At 48.7% G+C, this 18,109-nt stretch carries 17 protein-coding genes; 4 read left to right on the top strand and 13 right to left on the bottom strand.

Annotation, left to right across the window (positions count from 1 at the left end; all coding sequences use genetic code 11):
- Positions 1-95 precede the first annotated feature (95 nt).
- From ACJJIY_RS11055 to ACJJIY_RS11030, 6 genes are all read right to left on the bottom strand, one after another.
- Positions 96-752 (bottom strand): glutathione S-transferase family protein, encoded by a 657-nt coding sequence (locus tag ACJJIY_RS11055; protein ID WP_445359622.1) that lies wholly within the window; start codon positions 750-752, stop codon positions 96-98.
- A gap of 406 nt (positions 753-1,158) precedes the next feature.
- The gene (locus ACJJIY_RS11050; RefSeq protein WP_445359621.1) at positions 1,159-1,983 is read right to left on the bottom strand and encodes a right-handed parallel beta-helix repeat-containing protein; all 825 of its coding nucleotides are present in this window, start codon (positions 1,981-1,983) and stop codon (positions 1,159-1,161) included.
- 216 nt (positions 1,984-2,199) lie between these two features.
- On the bottom strand, positions 2,200-3,921 hold the full coding sequence (locus tag ACJJIY_RS11045; protein WP_445359620.1) for a DUF8614 domain-containing protein: 1,722 nt from the start codon (positions 3,919-3,921) through the stop codon (positions 2,200-2,202).
- A gap of 66 nt (positions 3,922-3,987) precedes the next feature.
- Entirely contained in the window at positions 3,988-5,805 is a 1,818-nt protein-coding gene (locus ACJJIY_RS11040) for an ABCB family ABC transporter ATP-binding protein/permease (protein WP_444898206.1), read from the bottom strand.
- Positions 5,806-6,027: 222 nt separating this feature from the next.
- Complete coding sequence (locus ACJJIY_RS11035) at positions 6,028-6,939, bottom strand: alpha/beta hydrolase (protein WP_445359619.1); 912 nt, start codon at positions 6,937-6,939, stop codon at positions 6,028-6,030.
- Positions 6,940-6,950: 11 nt separating this feature from the next.
- Positions 6,951-7,328: a Cif family virulence factor gene (locus tag ACJJIY_RS11030; RefSeq protein WP_444898208.1), complete on the bottom strand. Its 378-nt coding sequence runs from the start codon at positions 7,326-7,328 to the stop codon at positions 6,951-6,953.
- Between the two features lie 111 nt (positions 7,329-7,439).
- Between ACJJIY_RS11030 and ACJJIY_RS11025 the strand changes: the two genes are divergently transcribed.
- Positions 7,440-8,324 carry a LysR family transcriptional regulator gene (locus ACJJIY_RS11025; protein WP_444898209.1) on the top strand — a complete coding sequence of 295 codons (885 nt, stop codon included), beginning with the start codon at positions 7,440-7,442 and terminating at the stop codon, positions 8,322-8,324.
- 402 nt (positions 8,325-8,726) lie between these two features.
- Here ACJJIY_RS11025 and ACJJIY_RS11020 read toward each other — a convergent pair whose 3' ends face one another.
- Complete coding sequence (locus ACJJIY_RS11020) at positions 8,727-9,080, bottom strand: hypothetical protein (protein WP_444898210.1); 354 nt, start codon at positions 9,078-9,080, stop codon at positions 8,727-8,729.
- Positions 9,081-9,417: 337 nt separating this feature from the next.
- Here ACJJIY_RS11020 and ACJJIY_RS11015 point away from each other — a divergent pair, with 337 nt between their 5' ends.
- Positions 9,418-9,933, top strand: a complete 516-nt coding sequence (locus tag ACJJIY_RS11015) for a nuclear transport factor 2 family protein (protein WP_444898211.1) — start codon at positions 9,418-9,420, stop codon at positions 9,931-9,933.
- 26 nt (positions 9,934-9,959) lie between these two features.
- Here ACJJIY_RS11015 and ACJJIY_RS11010 read toward each other — a convergent pair whose 3' ends face one another.
- The 3 genes from ACJJIY_RS11010 to ACJJIY_RS11000 form a co-directional block, all read right to left on the bottom strand.
- On the bottom strand, positions 9,960-10,571 hold the full coding sequence (locus tag ACJJIY_RS11010; RefSeq protein ID WP_444898212.1) for a CoA pyrophosphatase: 612 nt from the start codon (positions 10,569-10,571) through the stop codon (positions 9,960-9,962).
- Positions 10,572-10,705: 134 nt separating this feature from the next.
- Positions 10,706-13,879, bottom strand: a complete 3,174-nt coding sequence (locus tag ACJJIY_RS11005; protein WP_413664815.1) for an efflux RND transporter permease subunit — start codon at positions 13,877-13,879, stop codon at positions 10,706-10,708.
- 12 nt (positions 13,880-13,891) lie between these two features.
- Complete coding sequence (locus ACJJIY_RS11000) at positions 13,892-15,214, bottom strand: efflux RND transporter periplasmic adaptor subunit (RefSeq protein WP_413664814.1); 1,323 nt, start codon at positions 15,212-15,214, stop codon at positions 13,892-13,894.
- Positions 15,215-15,283: 69 nt separating this feature from the next.
- Here ACJJIY_RS11000 and ACJJIY_RS10995 point away from each other — a divergent pair, with 69 nt between their 5' ends.
- On the top strand, positions 15,284-15,823 hold the full coding sequence (locus ACJJIY_RS10995; protein WP_444898213.1) for an NUDIX hydrolase: 540 nt from the start codon (positions 15,284-15,286) through the stop codon (positions 15,821-15,823).
- Between the two features lie 48 nt (positions 15,824-15,871).
- Positions 15,872-16,411 carry a DUF4124 domain-containing protein gene (locus tag ACJJIY_RS10990; protein ID WP_444898214.1) on the top strand — a complete coding sequence of 180 codons (540 nt, stop codon included), beginning with the start codon at positions 15,872-15,874 and terminating at the stop codon, positions 16,409-16,411.
- Here ACJJIY_RS10990 and ACJJIY_RS10985 read toward each other — a convergent pair.
- From ACJJIY_RS10985 to ACJJIY_RS10975, 3 genes are all read right to left on the bottom strand, one after another.
- Positions 16,408-16,755 carry a YqfO family protein gene (locus ACJJIY_RS10985; RefSeq protein ID WP_444898215.1) on the bottom strand — a complete coding sequence of 116 codons (348 nt, stop codon included), beginning with the start codon at positions 16,753-16,755 and terminating at the stop codon, positions 16,408-16,410. The two genes, ACJJIY_RS10990 and ACJJIY_RS10985, sit on opposite strands and share 4 nt — an antisense overlap.
- Positions 16,756-16,827: 72 nt before the next feature.
- Positions 16,828-17,682 carry a thioredoxin gene (trxA, locus tag ACJJIY_RS10980; protein ID WP_413664810.1) on the bottom strand — a complete coding sequence of 285 codons (855 nt, stop codon included), beginning with the start codon at positions 17,680-17,682 and terminating at the stop codon, positions 16,828-16,830.
- Between the two features lie 45 nt (positions 17,683-17,727).
- Positions 17,728-18,108, bottom strand: a complete 381-nt coding sequence (locus ACJJIY_RS10975) for an MmcQ/YjbR family DNA-binding protein (protein WP_413664809.1) — start codon at positions 18,106-18,108, stop codon at positions 17,728-17,730.
- Position 18,109: the final 1 nt, after the last annotated feature.

Genomic DNA, 18,109 nt, shown 5'->3' with positions numbered 1-18,109 from the left:
ATTTACGCCACTAATAGTAAAAAAGGTGAAGCTGGTACAGCTTCACCTAACGGGTTTAGTCACTAAAAAATCCTGATCTCTGCGGAAGTTAGTCCCTACCGATAATCCGACAGTACTACCGGCGGCAGTTCAGTGGCCTCTGACATCCACTCTTTTACGCTGTCACGCGCCAGCAACCGGTCTATCCACTGTTTAGTAAGCGGCCAGGGCTGCAAATTTGGGGCGTGGGAGAAAATTCTTATCACTGTTGGTACAAAGGCTAAATCTGCCAGGGACAAAGCACCCATCAAGTAAGGGCCACCACTTTGCTCAAGCTCTCCTTCCCAGGCGGCAAATAAGCGCTCCGCATCCATCTCTTCTTCGGGGGTCATTAGGCGTTTGTCGGGGTAAAATGCACTTTCAAAGGATAGGCGTGGACACAACCCGGACAACCCGGAATGTTGCCAGCTAAGCATGGCCCGGGCTCGGGCCCGCATCAATGGATCTTGAGGTAACAGTTCACCAGAGCCAATGTCATTGGCATATTCCATAATGGCCAAGGAATCAAAAATAATCATCTCCCCCTCTTCCAGTACGGGTACTGATCTCGCAGGGGATAGCTCTCCTATACGCTGTAAATTCTGGAATCGCTGTGGCCGGCGAATATCTACAACCACTTCCTCAAATTGAACTTCCTGTTCACGCAATGCCAACCAAGCCCTAAAGGCCCAAGTGGATGCATTTTTAGTACCCGAGTACAGAACACGAGACATAATTAATCCATTGTTATAGTTGAATTATATTGATCAATTGGGAGCTTCACTTATACCGTTTAACCGCCAAACAATTAGAATATAGCATCAAATTTATTGTGCATTAACAGCACTACGATTCATAGCCATCAATGCCTCATCACAAACAGCTATTTTTTTGAATCGCCTCACAAACTTAAAGAAACCAAAAGGAGACTCAAGTTTAGGTTAGCTCTCACTATTCAATTGAATCGCCTAAGAGACACAACTTACTACTGGGGTGGAAGGAAAGAATACACCGCACTCGAGACACGCAGTGAATACATCCCTGTAAGCTCCTAATCGGCATCCATGCCTCATAGGGTCCCGAGCGCGGTGTATTCTTTCCTTCTCCCGTTTTAGTAAGTTTCGAAAATCGCCAAAAAATTCAATCCAGGCAGCTTGGACTTTTAGTAATGGCATCATTAGCGTACCAAATGTTGGTGCCACTACAATCGGGATCAACCGTATCATATAAATCAAAGGGAATATTAAGTTCAGAGAAATTTCCAGTTATGACATTATTAGTTGAATTCGTGAATTCCAAAACGATACCTCCACCATCATTACTTGATATTAAATTTTGGGAGATTATATTACTGGATGAGCCCTCGATTAGAATTCCTGCCCCACCATTAAATGTAGATATATTATTGAACACATTTGAAAAGCTATCATCTACCTGAATTCCATCAGAGACACTGAGCGATACAACACAAGAAGAGAGAGTATTAAAATCATCATCCATATCAACACCTACCCGACCACTATCAGTAATTATGCATCCACTAATATTGTTAAAGATACTGTCAATATCAATACCATCGTCAACACTACCAACTAGCTCAGTTCCGACAACCGTGTGATAACCCACACCATCTATAAAAATATTGTCAAAACATCCATTAATGGTACCGCCAGTCAACACCGCGCCTTGCCCCAGGATACGGATTCCAGCAGTACCAAATACCGCACCTGTAGCACAGGTCACAGAAAAATCCCCCATACTCAAACTGCCTTCAGGACCAACTATCGTAAGGGCATCCGGCTCAGCGGCAGTAAGGTCACAGGATAAATCCTGTGTAAGCACTTCGGCGGTTGTAATAACATCACCACAGGATACCTGAGCGGATACTACAAAAGAGTATGACGCTGTAAATAGCCCCATTACGCCTAATATTAAAAACTTAATAACTGACTGTTTAATTTCCATGTAAAACCTCTGTCAATTTTGTATAAGAATTGGACCTTGCCTGGGATATAGACTGCCTCCTTAGTTTGGACCTGACTATTAATTCCGCCATAAGAAAAAGTACCTAAATACTAAGCTGCAATCGGCGGGGAAAATTACAAATCGAAGGGGGATAAACTTTATGGGCACAAAAAAACCCGGCAAGTGCCGGGTTTTTTAAAACAAAAGGTAAGGAGATTACTTCAAACCAAGTACTTCTTTACCCTGAATAAAGGTAACGTCAACCGGAATATTGGCCTCGGCCAAGCGATCCAAATCAGCCTGCAGTTCAGGGCCAATTACGCCTTTGGTCTCCAGCAATGATTTGGCTTTCTCGTAGTCACCATCACCCTGGATAGTAATGATTAAACGAGACAAGTTGGTCATCGCCTGCTGCATCTTTTCAAAATCAACACTGTATTGACCAGTCTTGGGATCGCGAGTGAAGGCACCCTGCTCCTTAAAGTAGTTAAAGCGCATCATATTGGCTTTACCGTGGGCACTGGCCGCACCAAAACGTACGCTGCGGAAGATACCCGCCAGGAAGGTCACATAGTTATCCATCAACTGGCCATCTTCCAGCGCACCTTTTTCATGCAAGCGGGTAACCATGTACAGACCGAGGATATCAGCCTTACCTTCTTCCAGGGCGGAAGAGGTTTCCTTCAAAGCCTGGCGAACATTATTTCCGCCTTCTACGGTCTTTTTAATTCCCAAACCGTGGGCCACTTCGTGGAACATGGTGTTGGCAAAGAATGCCGGGAAGGTAATGTTCTTGCGCTGATTTTCTGCGATCAATACATCGCTGATCGGCACCAGGATCTTGTCAAACTTGGCCTGCATTGCATTCTTCAGCTGCAAACGACGAGTGCCTTTGGCCAACTGTACTTCCTCATCATTGGGAAGGTTAATGGCAATAGTCTTGGAGCCCGCGTTACTGTGGCCGGCGTAGAAGAGTACATCGTAGGCATTCAAGTCTGAATCAGTACCGGGCTCTTCAGATTTGTATTTTTCCTCAACCGGCAAACCTTTCTGCAACTCGGGCAGCAGAGCGGCAAACTTGGCCAGTTTTTTACTCCACTCTTTGTCTTTCAGCAGGACGTAGGACTCATAAGCGGTACGATAGGCAAACAGCTGGTCTTCATAGTTTTCAATAGGACCAATAACCACATCGATATCATTCTCCTTCATATCCATCCAGGCCATATCACTGGGGCGGAAATTATCGGAGAGAAGTGCATCGGCACGCATGGTGAGGTAGTTAGCAAATTCCTTGCTCTCAGCCAGTTCAGCTGCCTGGCGCAGAATGCTGGCCGCCTTATTCAGGTCCGCATTGTAGGCTTCGTTGTAAGGCACCAGTTCGAGACTGCCAGACTCATTGCGGCGTACCAGGGAGTACAAGCCGTCTTTTCCTGCCTGGTCCCATTTCTCGAACTCTTCGCGGGTCATATCCGCTGGGTAGAAGTTAGCACCCAGGGGCTTATCTCCATAACCAACAATAAACGGCTTATTGTCGTTAAGACGGTCCCAGGGGCCATAGTTGATATCGGCAAACTTACGAGCGCGGTTGTCTTCAATATCCGGCAGCAATTCCTCAGCTGGGCCGTAGGATTGCAACCAGAACAAGCGATCCATAATCTGGCTGGCATCAATCAGCAGGCCAATCATTTTGCGCTGGTTGTCGGAGAGACCGCTTAGATTTGCAGTGAGCTCAACCGGTACATAGATATCAAAACGCTTATCCGCATCTTCTACCTTTTGGCCTGAGGGCACAGGTACAGTCTTGGACTCTACAATCTGAGCCTCAGCTTCCGCTTTGGCAACTTCTTCGGGCTGCTGCTCTTTTTTGGAACAAGCGCCAACAAGGGCCAGTGCCAACACTGCTGCCGCTATCTTGGTAGCCTGAAAAGGAATGGTCATATCGCTCTGCCTATCATTTTTTTGTATCGGCGCCACATTAGTCTGGCTGTAGGGATTTATCAACCGTCATGGCGTAGGCACCTCGGCCGCCTGGGTCTCAGTTCCACGCTCCTGTTGCTGCATACGCCAGAGGGCCGCGTAGTGTCCATCAGCCTGCATCAATTCCCGGTGGGCTCCCTGCTCGACTATTCCGCCCTGATCCATTACCAGAATGCAGTCCGCATCCACAATTGTGGAGAGGCGGTGAGCGATCACTAATGATGTCTGCTCGCGGGCAATATCCTGCAGAGATGCCACTATGCCCTGCTCAGAGTGGCTGTCGAGAGATGAGGTCGCTTCGTCAAAGATCATAATCGGAGGCTTTTTCAACAGGGCCCGAGCGATAGCAACCCGCTGCTTTTCCCCTCCGGACAATTTGAGCCCCCGCTCCCCCACCAGGGTATCGGCTCCCTCTGGCAGCTGCTGAACAAAGCCTTCCAGCTGAGCGTGACGGATCGCCTCATCCACCTCAGTATCTGAGGCATCTACACGTCCGTAACGCACGTTCTCCCGGATCGACTGGTTGAACAACACTGCATCCTGAGGCACAACACCAATAGCCCTGCGCAGCGACTCCTGGGAAACACTGCGAATATCCTGGCCATCAATGGAAATGGAACCGCTGTTAGCGTCATAAAAACGAAACAGGAGCTTAAAGAGGGTGGACTTACCTGCACCGCTAGCGCCAACAATTGCCACTTTTTGCCGTGGTTCCACAGCAAAGCTGATACCTTTGAGGATCTGGCGATTATCTTTATAGCCAAACTGGACGTTATCAAACTCAATTCGGCCCTCCATCACAGTGAGGGGAGCCGCCTGGGGAAGATCTTCCACAGCAGGTTTTACCGCCAGTAAAGAGAACATCTTCTCAATATTTGCCAGTGCCCCTTTCATCTCCCGGTACACAAAGCCGAGGAAATTTAGCGGTATAAAGATCTGCATCATAAAGGCATTCACCAATACGAAGTCACCGATGGTCATAGTGCCTTTGGTGACTCCTACCGCGGCAAGAACCATTGCTGCACACATTGCGCTGGCAATAATCAGCGCCTGGCCACTATTTAGGCCAAACAGGGACAGCCTGTTCTTACGCCGGGCCTTCTCCCAACTGGCCAGCTCCCGGTCATAGTGACCGGATTCATGTCGCTCATTGGCAAAGTACTTAACCGTCTCATAGTTGAGCAGACTATCAACTGCACGGCTGCTGGCCTGTGACTCCGCCTCATTCAACTCCCTGACAAAGCGCGTACGCCATTCAGTAGCTACCACTGAAAAGCCGATATAAATAATCACTGCGGCCAGCACTAATAGCGCAAATAACCCGCTGTAATTCCACCAGAGCAATCCCGCCACCATAGCTATTTCTACCAGCGTGGGTACGATATTGAAGACCATAAACCGCATCAGGAACCCGATGCCGCTATTGCCCCGCTCAATATCCCGCGAGAGCCCACCGGTACGGCGGTTCAGGTGAAAATCCAGGTCCAGCTTGTGCAAATGCTGGAACACTTCAAGCCCGATCCGCCGCTGGGCCCGCTCAGTGACACGGCCAAAAATCGTGTCTCGCAGTTCGCCAAACAGAGTGCTAGAAAGGCGCACAGCCCCATAGGCCAACAGCAGCCCCAAAGGTAATGCCACTGCCTGGGCCATGCCCCCAACACTATCCAGGTCATCGACAATATGTTTGAGCAAAAATGGCAGGGTAACACCCGCAACCTTGGCGCCAATCAGGCAGAGGATCGCCAAGACTACGGCGCGGCGGAATTCCAATAGGTAAGGGAAGAGGGTTTTGAGTGCACCCCAGTGCACCTCATCCAAAGAGACAGTGGATTTGGGTCTCGGCATAATCTATCCAGGAGGAGAAAACAGGCGCCCATTATAATTCGTCAATAGAACTTATATAGACGCTTGCCTCTAAAGCGCAGTCTCAAAGTAATACCTTGAAGCACCTATCCTCCCCCTCTGGCAGGCCGTGACACTGATGATTTCGTCAACGCTACAGCTTAAGTCACCAAAGCACAAAACATCATTGCAGACCTGCCTAAGACACAAAGCAATAAATCGTTGTTAGTCTTTCATATACTCCAGCATATAAGTTAAAACTTCGTCACGGTCATCTACCAACTTTTCTATCAGGTCAAGGTGATCCCGGTTATTCGCTAATTTGAAATAACAGGGGTTACCCATTTTAAGCATTTTCTCCTGATACTCTTTGGTCTGCCGAAAAAATTCTGGCGTATCAAATTCAGGCACAATTAAATGTAGCGGGCATTCAGTTGTGTCAATACCAGGCTCTACCAGCTGGGGGCTTACTTTTTCGGCGGATTCCATCGACATATTGATGGCGTCATTGACAAAACTATTGACCAGTGGGCGAATGTCAAATAGCCCCGCCAGGGAAAATGCACCTTTAAACTTACTTTGAGCAGATGCCGGTACGCCAAATTTACTCCAATCCGTTTGATGCAACAGTGCTGCCAGTTGGCCACCTGCCGAATGCCCCACAATGTAGACAGATGGAGCTCCTTTTTCCTCGGCCTCATTCAGCACGCTCGCCATTGCCCACTGCATCTGTAAGACAATAGACTCCATTGGAGTACCATTTTCCCAATCCGGGGCCATACGGTAACCCGGCATATAGACCGCAAATCCCTCTTCATTAAAAGGCTCGGCCAGAAAAGAAAACTGCTCTTTTGAAAACCACTGCCACCAGCCACCGTGAATATAAATTACGACCGGTGCATCCTCAGCAACTTCGTCTGACCTGAAAACATCCATCGAGCCAGCTAAATCACCTTCCCCAAAATTGACAGTTTGCAAACCGTCCTTAATCCCGTTGCGATATGCCGAGCTACGACTGCCCGTAAACTCAGCATGAGAAGGCAGCAGCAGATCGGTTGGAAGGCGGCAGGTCCACAAAGTAGGGTTATATTGCTCGTCCGTTTTCTCACGGGTAAAGATATTCCAAAATTCACTCACGGCTAGCACCCTTACTTTTCGCTAGGATTTATAGCTTCGAACTGGTCATCACGCAGTAGCATAGTACCGTCCCCCTGTAGGACCCAAAGCTCACGAGTAATAACACCTTCTGCGTTGTTCATTTTCCAATTACTTGAGAGTACAGTTGAGACTTCATCCACTACTTCAATTTTTGCGCCAATATAGGTCACATCTGCAAAACCCTGATCTACCAGATTTTGCCAGAAAGCTTGTATATTCTTTCGACCTTCGAACTGGCCAAAGGGTTTGGCAGTCATCTGAGCCTGCTCTTCATACATGGATGCACACCCAGCTGCATTGCCACTATTGAAGTAAGACTTCCACTGTTCACTGGCAGCTTTTGTTTTCTCAATCAGAGTGTCGCTCATATCAAAATCCTCTTCTGTAATAGGTAACGACCTTGTGCCTATAGATTGCCCCATGCCCATGGTTGTGATAAATATCCATTAATTGATATTAGTGTTTAGGAAAATTAAACAATGAAGCCAAGCCTGGAGGATATGCAGGTATTCCTAGCCGTTGTAGAGGCGCGCAGCTTCACACTGGCAGCCGACCGACTAGAGCGCACCAAATCGGCAGTAAGCCAAGCAGTTACCCGGCTGGAGTCTGATATCGGCACCCGCTTGCTTTACCGCAGTACCCGCTCCCTATCTCTCACCGAGGCCGGCTCAGAGTTTTACGCCCATTGCCGGGAGATCAAAGATATTTATAACTCAGCAATAGCGGGGCTTAGGAATAGCGGTGACAAATTGGCGGGCTCCCTATCGGTAACAGCACCTCACGCACTGTGCGAACCAGTAATTATTCCTGCAATCATTAAGCTGGCCGAGCAGCACCCGCAACTGAGAATCAGGCTGTTAGCCAATGACTCCCCCATGGATTTGATTGAATCGCAGGTAGACCTGGCCATTCGCGTAGGCAGTCTTGCACTTCAATCGGCAAAAGTTTCAAAGTTAGGATTGTTAGGAGAAAGTCTCTACGCCAGCCCGCAGCTTATTGAAAAGCTATGTGGCATTCCCTCAGACCTTGCTGAACTACAAAATTGGCCGCATATCGCTAATGATTGGCAGGGCATGCCATTAAAGTATGAATTGAATAGTGGGATTCAGGTAAAAGCCACGCCTAAGGTTCGCTGTAACTCCTTACACGATATAGTACAGTTAACCGAAGCCGGAATTGGGATTGCCAGGTTGCCCGATATTATCGCTCGAAAAAAAGTGGATACCGGCACACTTTGTCCAATAACATCTGTTGCCGCTGCACCCATCCATTATATGCATCTGTTTTCCAAAAGGCCGCCAACAAAAGTACAGACTTTTGTTAAGGCTATTAAATCCCAATTACAAACCTGTAGTAAAAATTAATGGTAGAAACAGGCTTCGTCTATTTAAAAGCATCAAGCTAACCTTACAGCCATCCGAATAGACTTCCATTTTAAACTTTAGCAATGACGAACCTGTCATTTTACAGGGAGCTACAGATAGCCTACTAACTCAATAGGTACAAGGAGGGGCTTATCCATTTCACAAAGAAATGCAAGGCAAAATTGACGCTTGGACCGAATAGTTATTTTACCAAGCAAATCCACATTTAAATGACCAGAGCTGCAAGCTCCAGTCATTTAAACGACTGAGTTCTATTCTCAATGCTAGCCCAGCCTCCACGCCCTCAGATTTCATACTCTGTACTGTAAGCTTGAGGAGTGGAGGGCTCTATGATTTTTTTCTTATTATTTTTCAACTATTTTCCGCAGCCTTCAATTCCAATCAATTGCAGCGGAAATACTTAAACGTAGAATCCTGGGTATAACGCACTAGTACCTTTCCGCCAGATGTCAGAGAGTACACCTCCTCTGACTTCCAAGCTTCTCCTTCACCTTGCATATTGAAAACCAGATGAAGATTGCCATCACTTTGGCTAGCAGACATCAACTGGCCTGAAGACTCCGTAAATTGAATACGACTACCTGCCAGAGTCATCGAGTCGGCCGATGAAGAAGCGTTACAGGATTCCTCGGTTCCAGCCCATTGTCCCTGATACTTAGGAGGTACAGTGGACATTGCACAAGCCTGGATTAATCCGATTCCCAGCAACACACAGAAAAAAGAGAGAGATCTCATTCAAGCAATCCAATAACGTATATAATAAGAAAAATTAAGGATATAAGAACCTTACAGTATATCTAGTACTTACGTCTCAAATAAATCCCACCATTAGCTAAAACCGTGAAATAGTCACCAAACGACAAAGGATTTTAGGGCTTGGTATTGCTTCACTTTACACAAACAAACACTTCCCGATTTTATTAATAATTCACTCAAGGTTACTTACAGGATTCCGGGTTAGATAACAGGTTTTGATTAATACTCAATTAATATCCTAGGTGCGCCCCCCAAAAAACATCACTAGAAACTATCCTCTTCAATAGCTACTGGCGATAAAGGTCAAGGTGAAGAAATGGATGAGATTCAACAGCTAAAAGATCGACTAGCGATTAGTGATCTACTCGCCCGTTATACATTAACTATCGACAGTAATGATGCCCGAGGCTGGGCTTCATTATTTACACCCAATGGCCGATTTGAGCACGGCAATATTATGATTCGAGGAAGAGAAAAACTGGAGCGCTACGCAGCGGTTCACAGCAAGTTGGGAAGCCGGCATATTACAAGCTCCCCCCTACATTTTATTTCTGAAGATGGGCAATCCGCCTCAGGGAAAGCAACGACCGTAGAAATCATAGCAACACGATCCGGCTATCGCATTTCTGCTGTTGGAGAGTATCGGGACAAACTCGTTAAAATCGATAATAACTGGTTAATCGAATGTCGACGAGGAGAAGAAGTTAAACTTCCTGAAGCCCCTGATTTCCCAATCCTCAGCGCCGACCCTGATGCCGGAAAAATAATGAAAATATTAATCGATGCTTGGGATGACTTAGGTGAGCCAATACCTGAACCTCCCCCAAAATAAAACTAAATCCTATTTAGTAAGCTGAGCTAATTAAGTGCACGCAGCGGCACATCATCGCGGCGCCCTATTGTTGCCCCTAATATTTTTACTAAAAATTCGGTTAATACCCCTGCAGTAAAGCCCCAGATTTCATAGTTTTCATACATATACGCCGGAAGGTATATTTCCTGGTTATCAATAATAATACGATCAGTGCGAATACGCGGGTCTGCAAGAAAGAAAGACAGGGGGACTCGAAATACCGCATCCAATTCTCCTGGGTTTGGGAACAATTGGATATCCGGTGAAATTATCCCTACCCAAGGAGTCACATGTACTTGCCAGCGGGTAGTGCGAGGCCAAAGGGGGCCGAGTACGCGCACGTCATCCATAGGTAGGCTGACTTCTTCTTCCGCCTCACGCAAGGCGGTAAATTGAAGCGATGGGTCTGTGGCATCCCAGCGCCCCCCAGGGAGAGAAACTTCACCGGAATGTGTGGAGAGATTTGCAGAGCGCTTAGTTAGAATTACTTGAGGGTCCGGCTCTTCTGTCAGGGCAATCAGTACTGCGGCATGGCCTTGCAGGTCAGGTCCTGCCGGAACCCTTGCTTCCAAGTCCTCAATTTGCCCTACGATTTTCTGTTCAATAATCTCTAGCATAAATCTGTGCCCTGCCCCGATCGCTGCGGGGGCTCCATAACATTCATCATACCGTTTTTCAGCGGTAACACTGAGCGATATGCCACAATATCCATTTGTGACTTACCACCCTACCACACAATCAACAGCTTGGCTCAGGTGGATTCAGACCCACCATTCGCGGTCTTATCCTCATCAATTTTGGGGGTATAGCCCCCTTTCAGCTTTTCCCGCACCGTTTGCACCAAGGCGTAATACACAGGCACTAGCAAAGTGGCGAAGAGACTCGCAGCCAACATACCGCCAAAGACCACCAGCCCCAGGGAAACCCGGCTCACTGCGCCAGCACCGGTGGCGACCAGTAGTGGAATTACCCCTAAAATAAAGGACATGGCCGTCATTAATACCGCGCGGAATCGCAGGCGCGTAGCCGATAGAGCCGCATCCGCAATAGACCGACCCTTATCGCGTTCCACGCAGGCAAACTCTACTATCAGAATCGCACTCTTTGCTGCCATCCCAATCAGCAATACCAAACCGATCTGCGTATAGAGATTGTTGATAGACCCCGCGATAAATACCGTAAACATAGCGCCACCAATCGCAATGGGGACGCACAACATCACTGCAAAGGGGATAGTCCAGCTCTCATATTGGGCGACCAAAAACAAGTAGACAAATATAACGGCCAAAGAGAACAGGATTGGGGCCAGATTACCCGCGGTCACCTCCTGTAAGCTGATCCCCGTCCACTCGTATCCATAACCTTCTGGCAACTTTGATGCCAAGTCTTCCATAGCATCCATTGCCTGGCCACTGGAATACCCTGGTGCCGGTGATCCATTGATAGTGACGCTGTTATATAAGTTGTAACGGGTTATTGTTTGTGGCGCGACCACCGGGGTAATAGTTGAGATAGAAGTCAGCGGTACCAAACCGCCACTATTGGCACGAACATAAAAGCCAGCCAGATTTTCCTCTTTATCGCGAAATTGAGCATCGGCCTGAGCGATTACACGAAAGACCTTTCCATATAGGTTAAAGTCATTGATGTAATAGCCCCCCAAAAAGGTTTGCAACGTTAAATACACATCCGGCAGGGGGACCCCAAGCACATGCGATTTCTCTTTATCTACTTTTAATTCAAGCTGCGGTGTGGCGGCCTGAAAACTGGTAAAGGCCTGGGAGATTTCACTGCGCTGATTGGCATTGCCTAGCAGGTCAAACAAGACCTGTGACAATTCAGTAATACTGCGCCCCTGTAGATCTTCGAGTACAAATTCAAATCCACCAACAGTGCCAATACCCGGAAGTGGTGGAATGACAAACGGCAGCACTTGCGCATCGGGAATTGCAGATAATTTTTTCTGTACCCGATCCATAATGGCAAACTGGCTATCTTCTCTATTCGTGCGGTCATCCCAGGGTTTTAGCACAGCAAACATCATTGCCGTGTTGGAAGAAACACTGCTGGTAAGCAGGTTGTAACCGGGCACACCAACCACATGAGCCATACCTGGCTCTTCCATTAGAACATCGGTCACTTGATTGACAATGGGTCCGGTTCGCTCCAGGGAAGATCCATCAGGCAACTGCACGTGCAACATAAACGTGCCCTGATCTTCATCGGGAATAAAACCGGTGGGGATTCGGGTAAAGAGCAAATAACAGAATAATAAAATCAGAATAATTGAGGCGATACCGATAAGCGGTATTTTGATACAAGCCCTCACCATTCCCACATAAAAACCTGTAGAAATATGCAGAGCTTTATTAAAGAAACCAAAAATACCGGTCTCCTTAATACCGGCAACTTCCCCGTCTTTACTCGGCTTTAACAAGCTGGCACAGAGAGCCGGACTTAGTGTAAGTGCATTCAGGGAGGAAATGGCCACCGCCATTGAAATGGTGACAGCAAACTGCTGATACATTTTTCCCGTAATTCCCGGCATCAACATTACCGGGACAAAAACTGCAAACAAAACAAGGGTCGTAGCAATAACGGGGCCGGTAACTTCACGCATGGATTCCAGCGCGGCTTCCTTTGGCGGGAGGCCATCAGCCATTAACCGCTGGGTGTTTTCCACCACGATAATCGCATCATCTACCACTATGCCGATCGCCAGGATTAAGGCAAACAATGTGATGGTGTTAATCGTCATCCCAAATGCCAGCATTAAGGCAAAGGTGCCTATCAGGGATACGGGAATAGCAATGGCTGGTACCAGCGTAGAGCGCCAATCCTGCAGAAACAAAAAAACCACCAGTATTACCAGTATCAGGGCAATAATCAGTGTTTCCACAACCTCTTTAATTGAGGCCTCTACAAATAATGTGGTGTCGTAGAGAATCTCCGCTTCCAGCCCATCCGGGAAGCGCTTCGACAACTCAGCAACCTTGGCCTTAATGCCATCGGCCACTTCGATCGCATTTGCCTCGGGCAGCTGGTACACCCCTATCACTGCTGAAGCCTGGTTATCCAATTGCCCATAGGAAGAGTAAGATTCACTTCCCAGCTCCACCCTCGCCACATCCCTGACTTTTACCATGGCGCCATCGGGCTTGGCGCGGATGGTGATGTCCTCAAATTCGCTGGGAGATACCAAGCGCCCCTGCACCAAAATATTGTATTGGAACTGCTGATCTTGGCGGATCGGTGGCGCCCCGATCTGACCGGCAGCTACCTCTACGTTCTGTGCCTGCACAGCAGAGATAACATCCTGGGCGGTCACATCTAACGAGGCCATCCGGTTGGGGTCGAGCCAGAGGCGCATGGCGTAATTGCGCGAGCCAAAAATAACAACACTGCTCACCCCCAGCACCCGCGCCAATTCATCTTTTAAATAAATCTCGGCGTAATTTGCCAGAAATAATTCATCAAACTTTTCATCTGGGGAGAACAAATTGACTACTAGTAACAGCGTGGTGCTCTGCTTGGAAACTACCACCCCATCTCTTTTCACATCCTCAGGTAGCTGGGGAGTGGCCTGCTCCACCCGGTTCTGAACATTAACCTGGGCGATGTCATCGTCGTAGCCAGGCTTGAATGTCACCGTGAGACTGTAGGAGCCATCATTGCCACTGGTGGAAGACATATAATCCATGCCCTCCACACCATTAACTTGCGACTCAATCGGCACAGCCACACTATCGCGCACTACTTCGGCGCTGGCACCGGCAAACGTGGCGGCGACATTGATGGTAGGTGGCGTTATTTCAGGGAATTGCGACACCGGTAATTGTGGCAAGGAGAGTATCCCAGCGAGGGTGATCAATATGGAAATAACAAAGGCGAATCGTGGCCGCCGGATACAAAAGGCGCTAATCATGGGCAGCGACAGCTATTTGTAGTCATCGTCATGCCCCTCAGATTCAGGGCTTGCTGGTGCCGCTTCCCCATCAATTACCGGTAGTTCTCTCTCCCCTTGACTGTCTGTAGAGCCAGATTTCGCCGCAGAACTACTACTTTGCTCAGCGGGAGGGGCTGGTGGCGCTTCAACATCGTAGGGGTTTCTAGGGGTGTTTTGCGGCGTCACCGGCTTCCCCGCGACAACCCTCTGCAAACCATTAACGATTACAGATTCACCGGCGACAAGCCCGCGATCTACAGCCCACAACTCCCCTTCCCTCTGCCCCAAGGTCAGGTAGCGCTTCTCCGCAATATTATCTTTGCCCAAAACAAAGACATAACGCCCCTGCATATCCTCCATGACCGCTGACTGGGGTACCAGCGGCCTCAGGGCGTCATTGCCGGTGTAGACGCTTATGGAAACTCGGGCAAACTGGCCCTGTACTAATAGTTGGCCTGGATTGGGAAACAGGGAGCGCACCGCTACCGATCCGGTATTGGGATCGATCTGATTATCGATAAATACGATTTTGCCCTTATGGGGGTAGTAATTGCCGTCGGGTAACTCAATGCGGACATCCAGGCGAGTGGGACTTAAACCCTCTCGCTGCCGCCGCTGGGAATCCACCTGCACCGCATAAAGTTGCTCTTCTGGCACTTCAAAGAGCACATAAATGGGATCCATTTTTACTATCGTGGCCAGGGGATCGGTGCTTGGCCCTACCAAGGAACCCACTGGAAATTCTGTACGCCCGATTCTTCCAGTGAGTGGCGCGTAAACTTTGGTATAAGAAAGATCCAGCTCAGCACTTTGAACTTTGGCGCGATTGGCATCGACTTGGGATTCCGCTTCCTCAAAATTACCTTCAAGCTCATCCATCTGTACCTGGCTGATAGCCCCAGTGGCCACCAAGCGTCGGCCACGCTGGAAGTTCCGTTCAGCAACTCTCAGGGAGGCTTGGGATTGTTCCAGAGTGGCGCGCTGATTCGCCAGTTCGGCAATAAAAGGGCGTGGGTCAATTTCAAACAGTAACTGCCCTTTCTGGACGGTTTCCCCCTCGGTAAAATTGCGGCTCTGGATATACCCTTGTACTCGTGGGCGGACTTGATATTCATCAGTTGCCTCTACCCGTCCGACGAATTCAAAGCGGGGGATAACAGGCTCCTCCCTAACAACCAGTACTTCTACTGGCGGGGGAGGTGGCGCCTTTTCCTCTTCGCCTTTACCACCACAGGCGCAAAGGGCAAGGAGCGCTAGTCCGAGCAGAAAAAAACGCGCCATCGCAGGGTAGATACCGCCTTTATACTTCAACATCACTAACAACTATAGGCGTCAACCGGTCCGGAAGCTGGCGCTCAAATCTCGCATGGGTATACTGACGCCATGAAATTTTGCAGCCAATGCGGCAGTAACGCCGTAACACTTTCCATTCCCAAGGGCGATGACCGCCCCCGCCACATCTGTGGCAGTTGCGGCGCCATTTACTACATCAACCCCCGTGTTATTGTCGGAGTTGTCCCTTACGTTGGCGACAAGGTGATGCTGTGCAAGCGCGCCATACAGCCGCGCCTGGGGCTCTGGACTCTGCCTGCCGGGTTTATGGAGAGTGGCGAAACTAGCGAAGAGGGCGCTTTACGGGAGTCCTGGGAGGAAGCCCGGGCCAGTATCCGCGTGGACGAGCTCTACTCCGTCTACGATATTCCCCATATCAATCAGGTCTACATGATGTACCGGGGTGAATTGACCGATATGAATTTCGGACCCGGGCCTGAATCGCTCGAAGTTGAGCTATTTCGCGAAGACGAAATTCCCTGGAAGGAGATTGCATTTCCCATTATGCACCGCACTTTGGAGCACTATTTCGAAGATACCCGTATCGGGCAATACCAGTTACACCGCGGTGTCATCAATCGAAAGCTGTAAACCACTTTACTTAATGAGTTAATGACCCTGCATTAAAAGGATGTTTGCATGAAATACTTTCCAATGCTCGGTGCCTTGTTACTGGTAGGCATTGTCCTGCCTATGATCTTACCGGGCCCAGATGGCAAACCCATCATGTCACCCTCCGACTGGCTGCCTCAAAAACCGGATATTTCAGCGATTCGCGAAACCGGTGAGCGAGCTATGCAAAGTGTGCGCGAAACCACCCAGGAATCAGTATCAAAAATTGAAGAGTTGGCAACTTCCAGCGGGCTCGTATCTCAAGGGGATTCTGACAAGCAAACATCTGAGGTTTTTACCTGGAAAGATAAAGATGGGAACTGGCACTTCTCAGACACCGTGCCGGAGGGGTTGGATTCACACGTGCGTATTCACCGCGTCAAGCCTCTAAATACAGTCACTGCCAATGACCCAATTGACTTGAGATCCGACTCGATCGTTGAAGACAGTAGCCCCGCCGAAAATAAACTGCCGACCCATCACACCAGCGTTTCAAAATTACTGGAAGATGCGAAAGCGATCGAGCAAAAAAGCCACGAACGACAAAAGGTACTCGATAGCCTTTAAGAGACCTCTGCTTTATTTAAGCCGGCACTACTGCAGCGATCATCCAATCGCCAGAGGTCAAACGCCGGTTCTTCATAGGGGTGGGCTGCTCGCATTGCATCGAGAGCAGCATCCACCAGCTCATCAGCACAGACCATCTCCACACGGTATTCCATCACAGTCTCGACCTGGCCCGACTGACCAATAAATGGCTGACTCCCATCCAGCGGCCTGAACTGCCCCTCTCCCAGGACTTGCCAACAACAACTATCGTAGTCACCAATACGCCCAGCCCCCACGGAAAATAGCGCTTGCTTTACCGCTTCCAAGTGAGACTCGGGAATATAAACACATAGCTTATACATAAATAATCGTCCTTCTCTCCCCCAAAAACAAAGAGGCCTCTTGGGCCCCTTTGTTTACCGGTAAAGTATTTTTTAAAACATCATAGTCATTAACTTGCGCTGGTACTGAGTGGCAACAGGGTCGCCAGCACCCAAACTTTTTACAATATCCAGGAACGTCTGCTTGGCAGCACCATCGGCAAAGCCCATGTCTTTACGCAAAATATCCAGCAATAATTCCAATGCTTCTTCATGGCGGTTGGCCTGACTGTACTGTACGGCCAATTGATAAGCAGAATCGCTATCCGCAGGGTTTTCTTCCAGCGCCTTTTGCAGAGCCTGAATTTCTGGAGTTTCCGCTGCCTGTTGCTTCAGCTCCAATTGAGCCATCAGCTGCTGGTATTCCGCATCCTGATCTGCCAGCAGAATTTTACTGAGCACAGTCTCCGCTTCCTGGGCACGGTTTTGGTCGAGCAGGATAGCAGCCAGTTGTTTGGCGATATCAGTGCGTTCAGACGATTCCGTATAAGCCTGACGCAACAGAGGCAGAGCTTCCGCCACTTTATCTTCACCGATTAACGCCTGTGCCTGCTGCAACTTTATGTCCCAGGGTTTTGGTAGATACTTATCCAGCATCTCACGAATCTGTGTCTCTGGCTGCACACCGGCAAAGCCATCTACCGGCTGGCCATCTTTTAAAACCATTACCGTGGGCAAACTGCGTACACCCAGCTGACCCGCCAGCATTTGCTCGGTATCTGCATTGACCTTGGCCAATAAAAACTGACCGCTATACTCATTGGCCAGTTTTTCCAACACCGGCATCAACTGCTTGCACGGCTCACACCAATCGGCCCAAAAGTCCACCACTACCGGGCGCTTCATGGACTCTTCAATCAGAATTTGCTGGGCGTTCTCTGCCGTTACATCGACAATAAATTCGTTCACATCCTCTCCTAGACTAAATCTGGGTATTTCTATTCTCAGGGGCCTCTAGCGGTAGAGCAGCTCCGCTCCATAGGCCAGTTCCAGGGACTCCCGCTCAAGCTTGCGAAGCCCCTTAACCACCAAGCCATATGAGCGATCCACCATTCGCTCAATCTCATAATCGGGCACTGTGCCATCCAACAACACCGTATTCCAGTGTTTCTTGTTCATATGGTAACCCGGGATAACACCGGAAAAGATGTCCCTTAAGGCCTGGGCTTCATCGGGATCGCACTTGAGATTACTGGCGTTCACCCCGCGGTAACAGCTTAAGGTAGCAAACATACGCCCCTTAATCTTAAATACCGCTACATCCGGGCCAAAAGGAAAATCCTCGATAGCTTCCGGGCGCGATAGTAAATACTCTCTCAAAGTGCCTTTTTGCATG

Source organism: Microbulbifer maximicatervae (SeqCode), from assembly GCF_052468155.1.
Note: the sequence above shows the minus strand (reverse complement) of the source record. Positions and strands in the feature narration are given on the sequence as shown.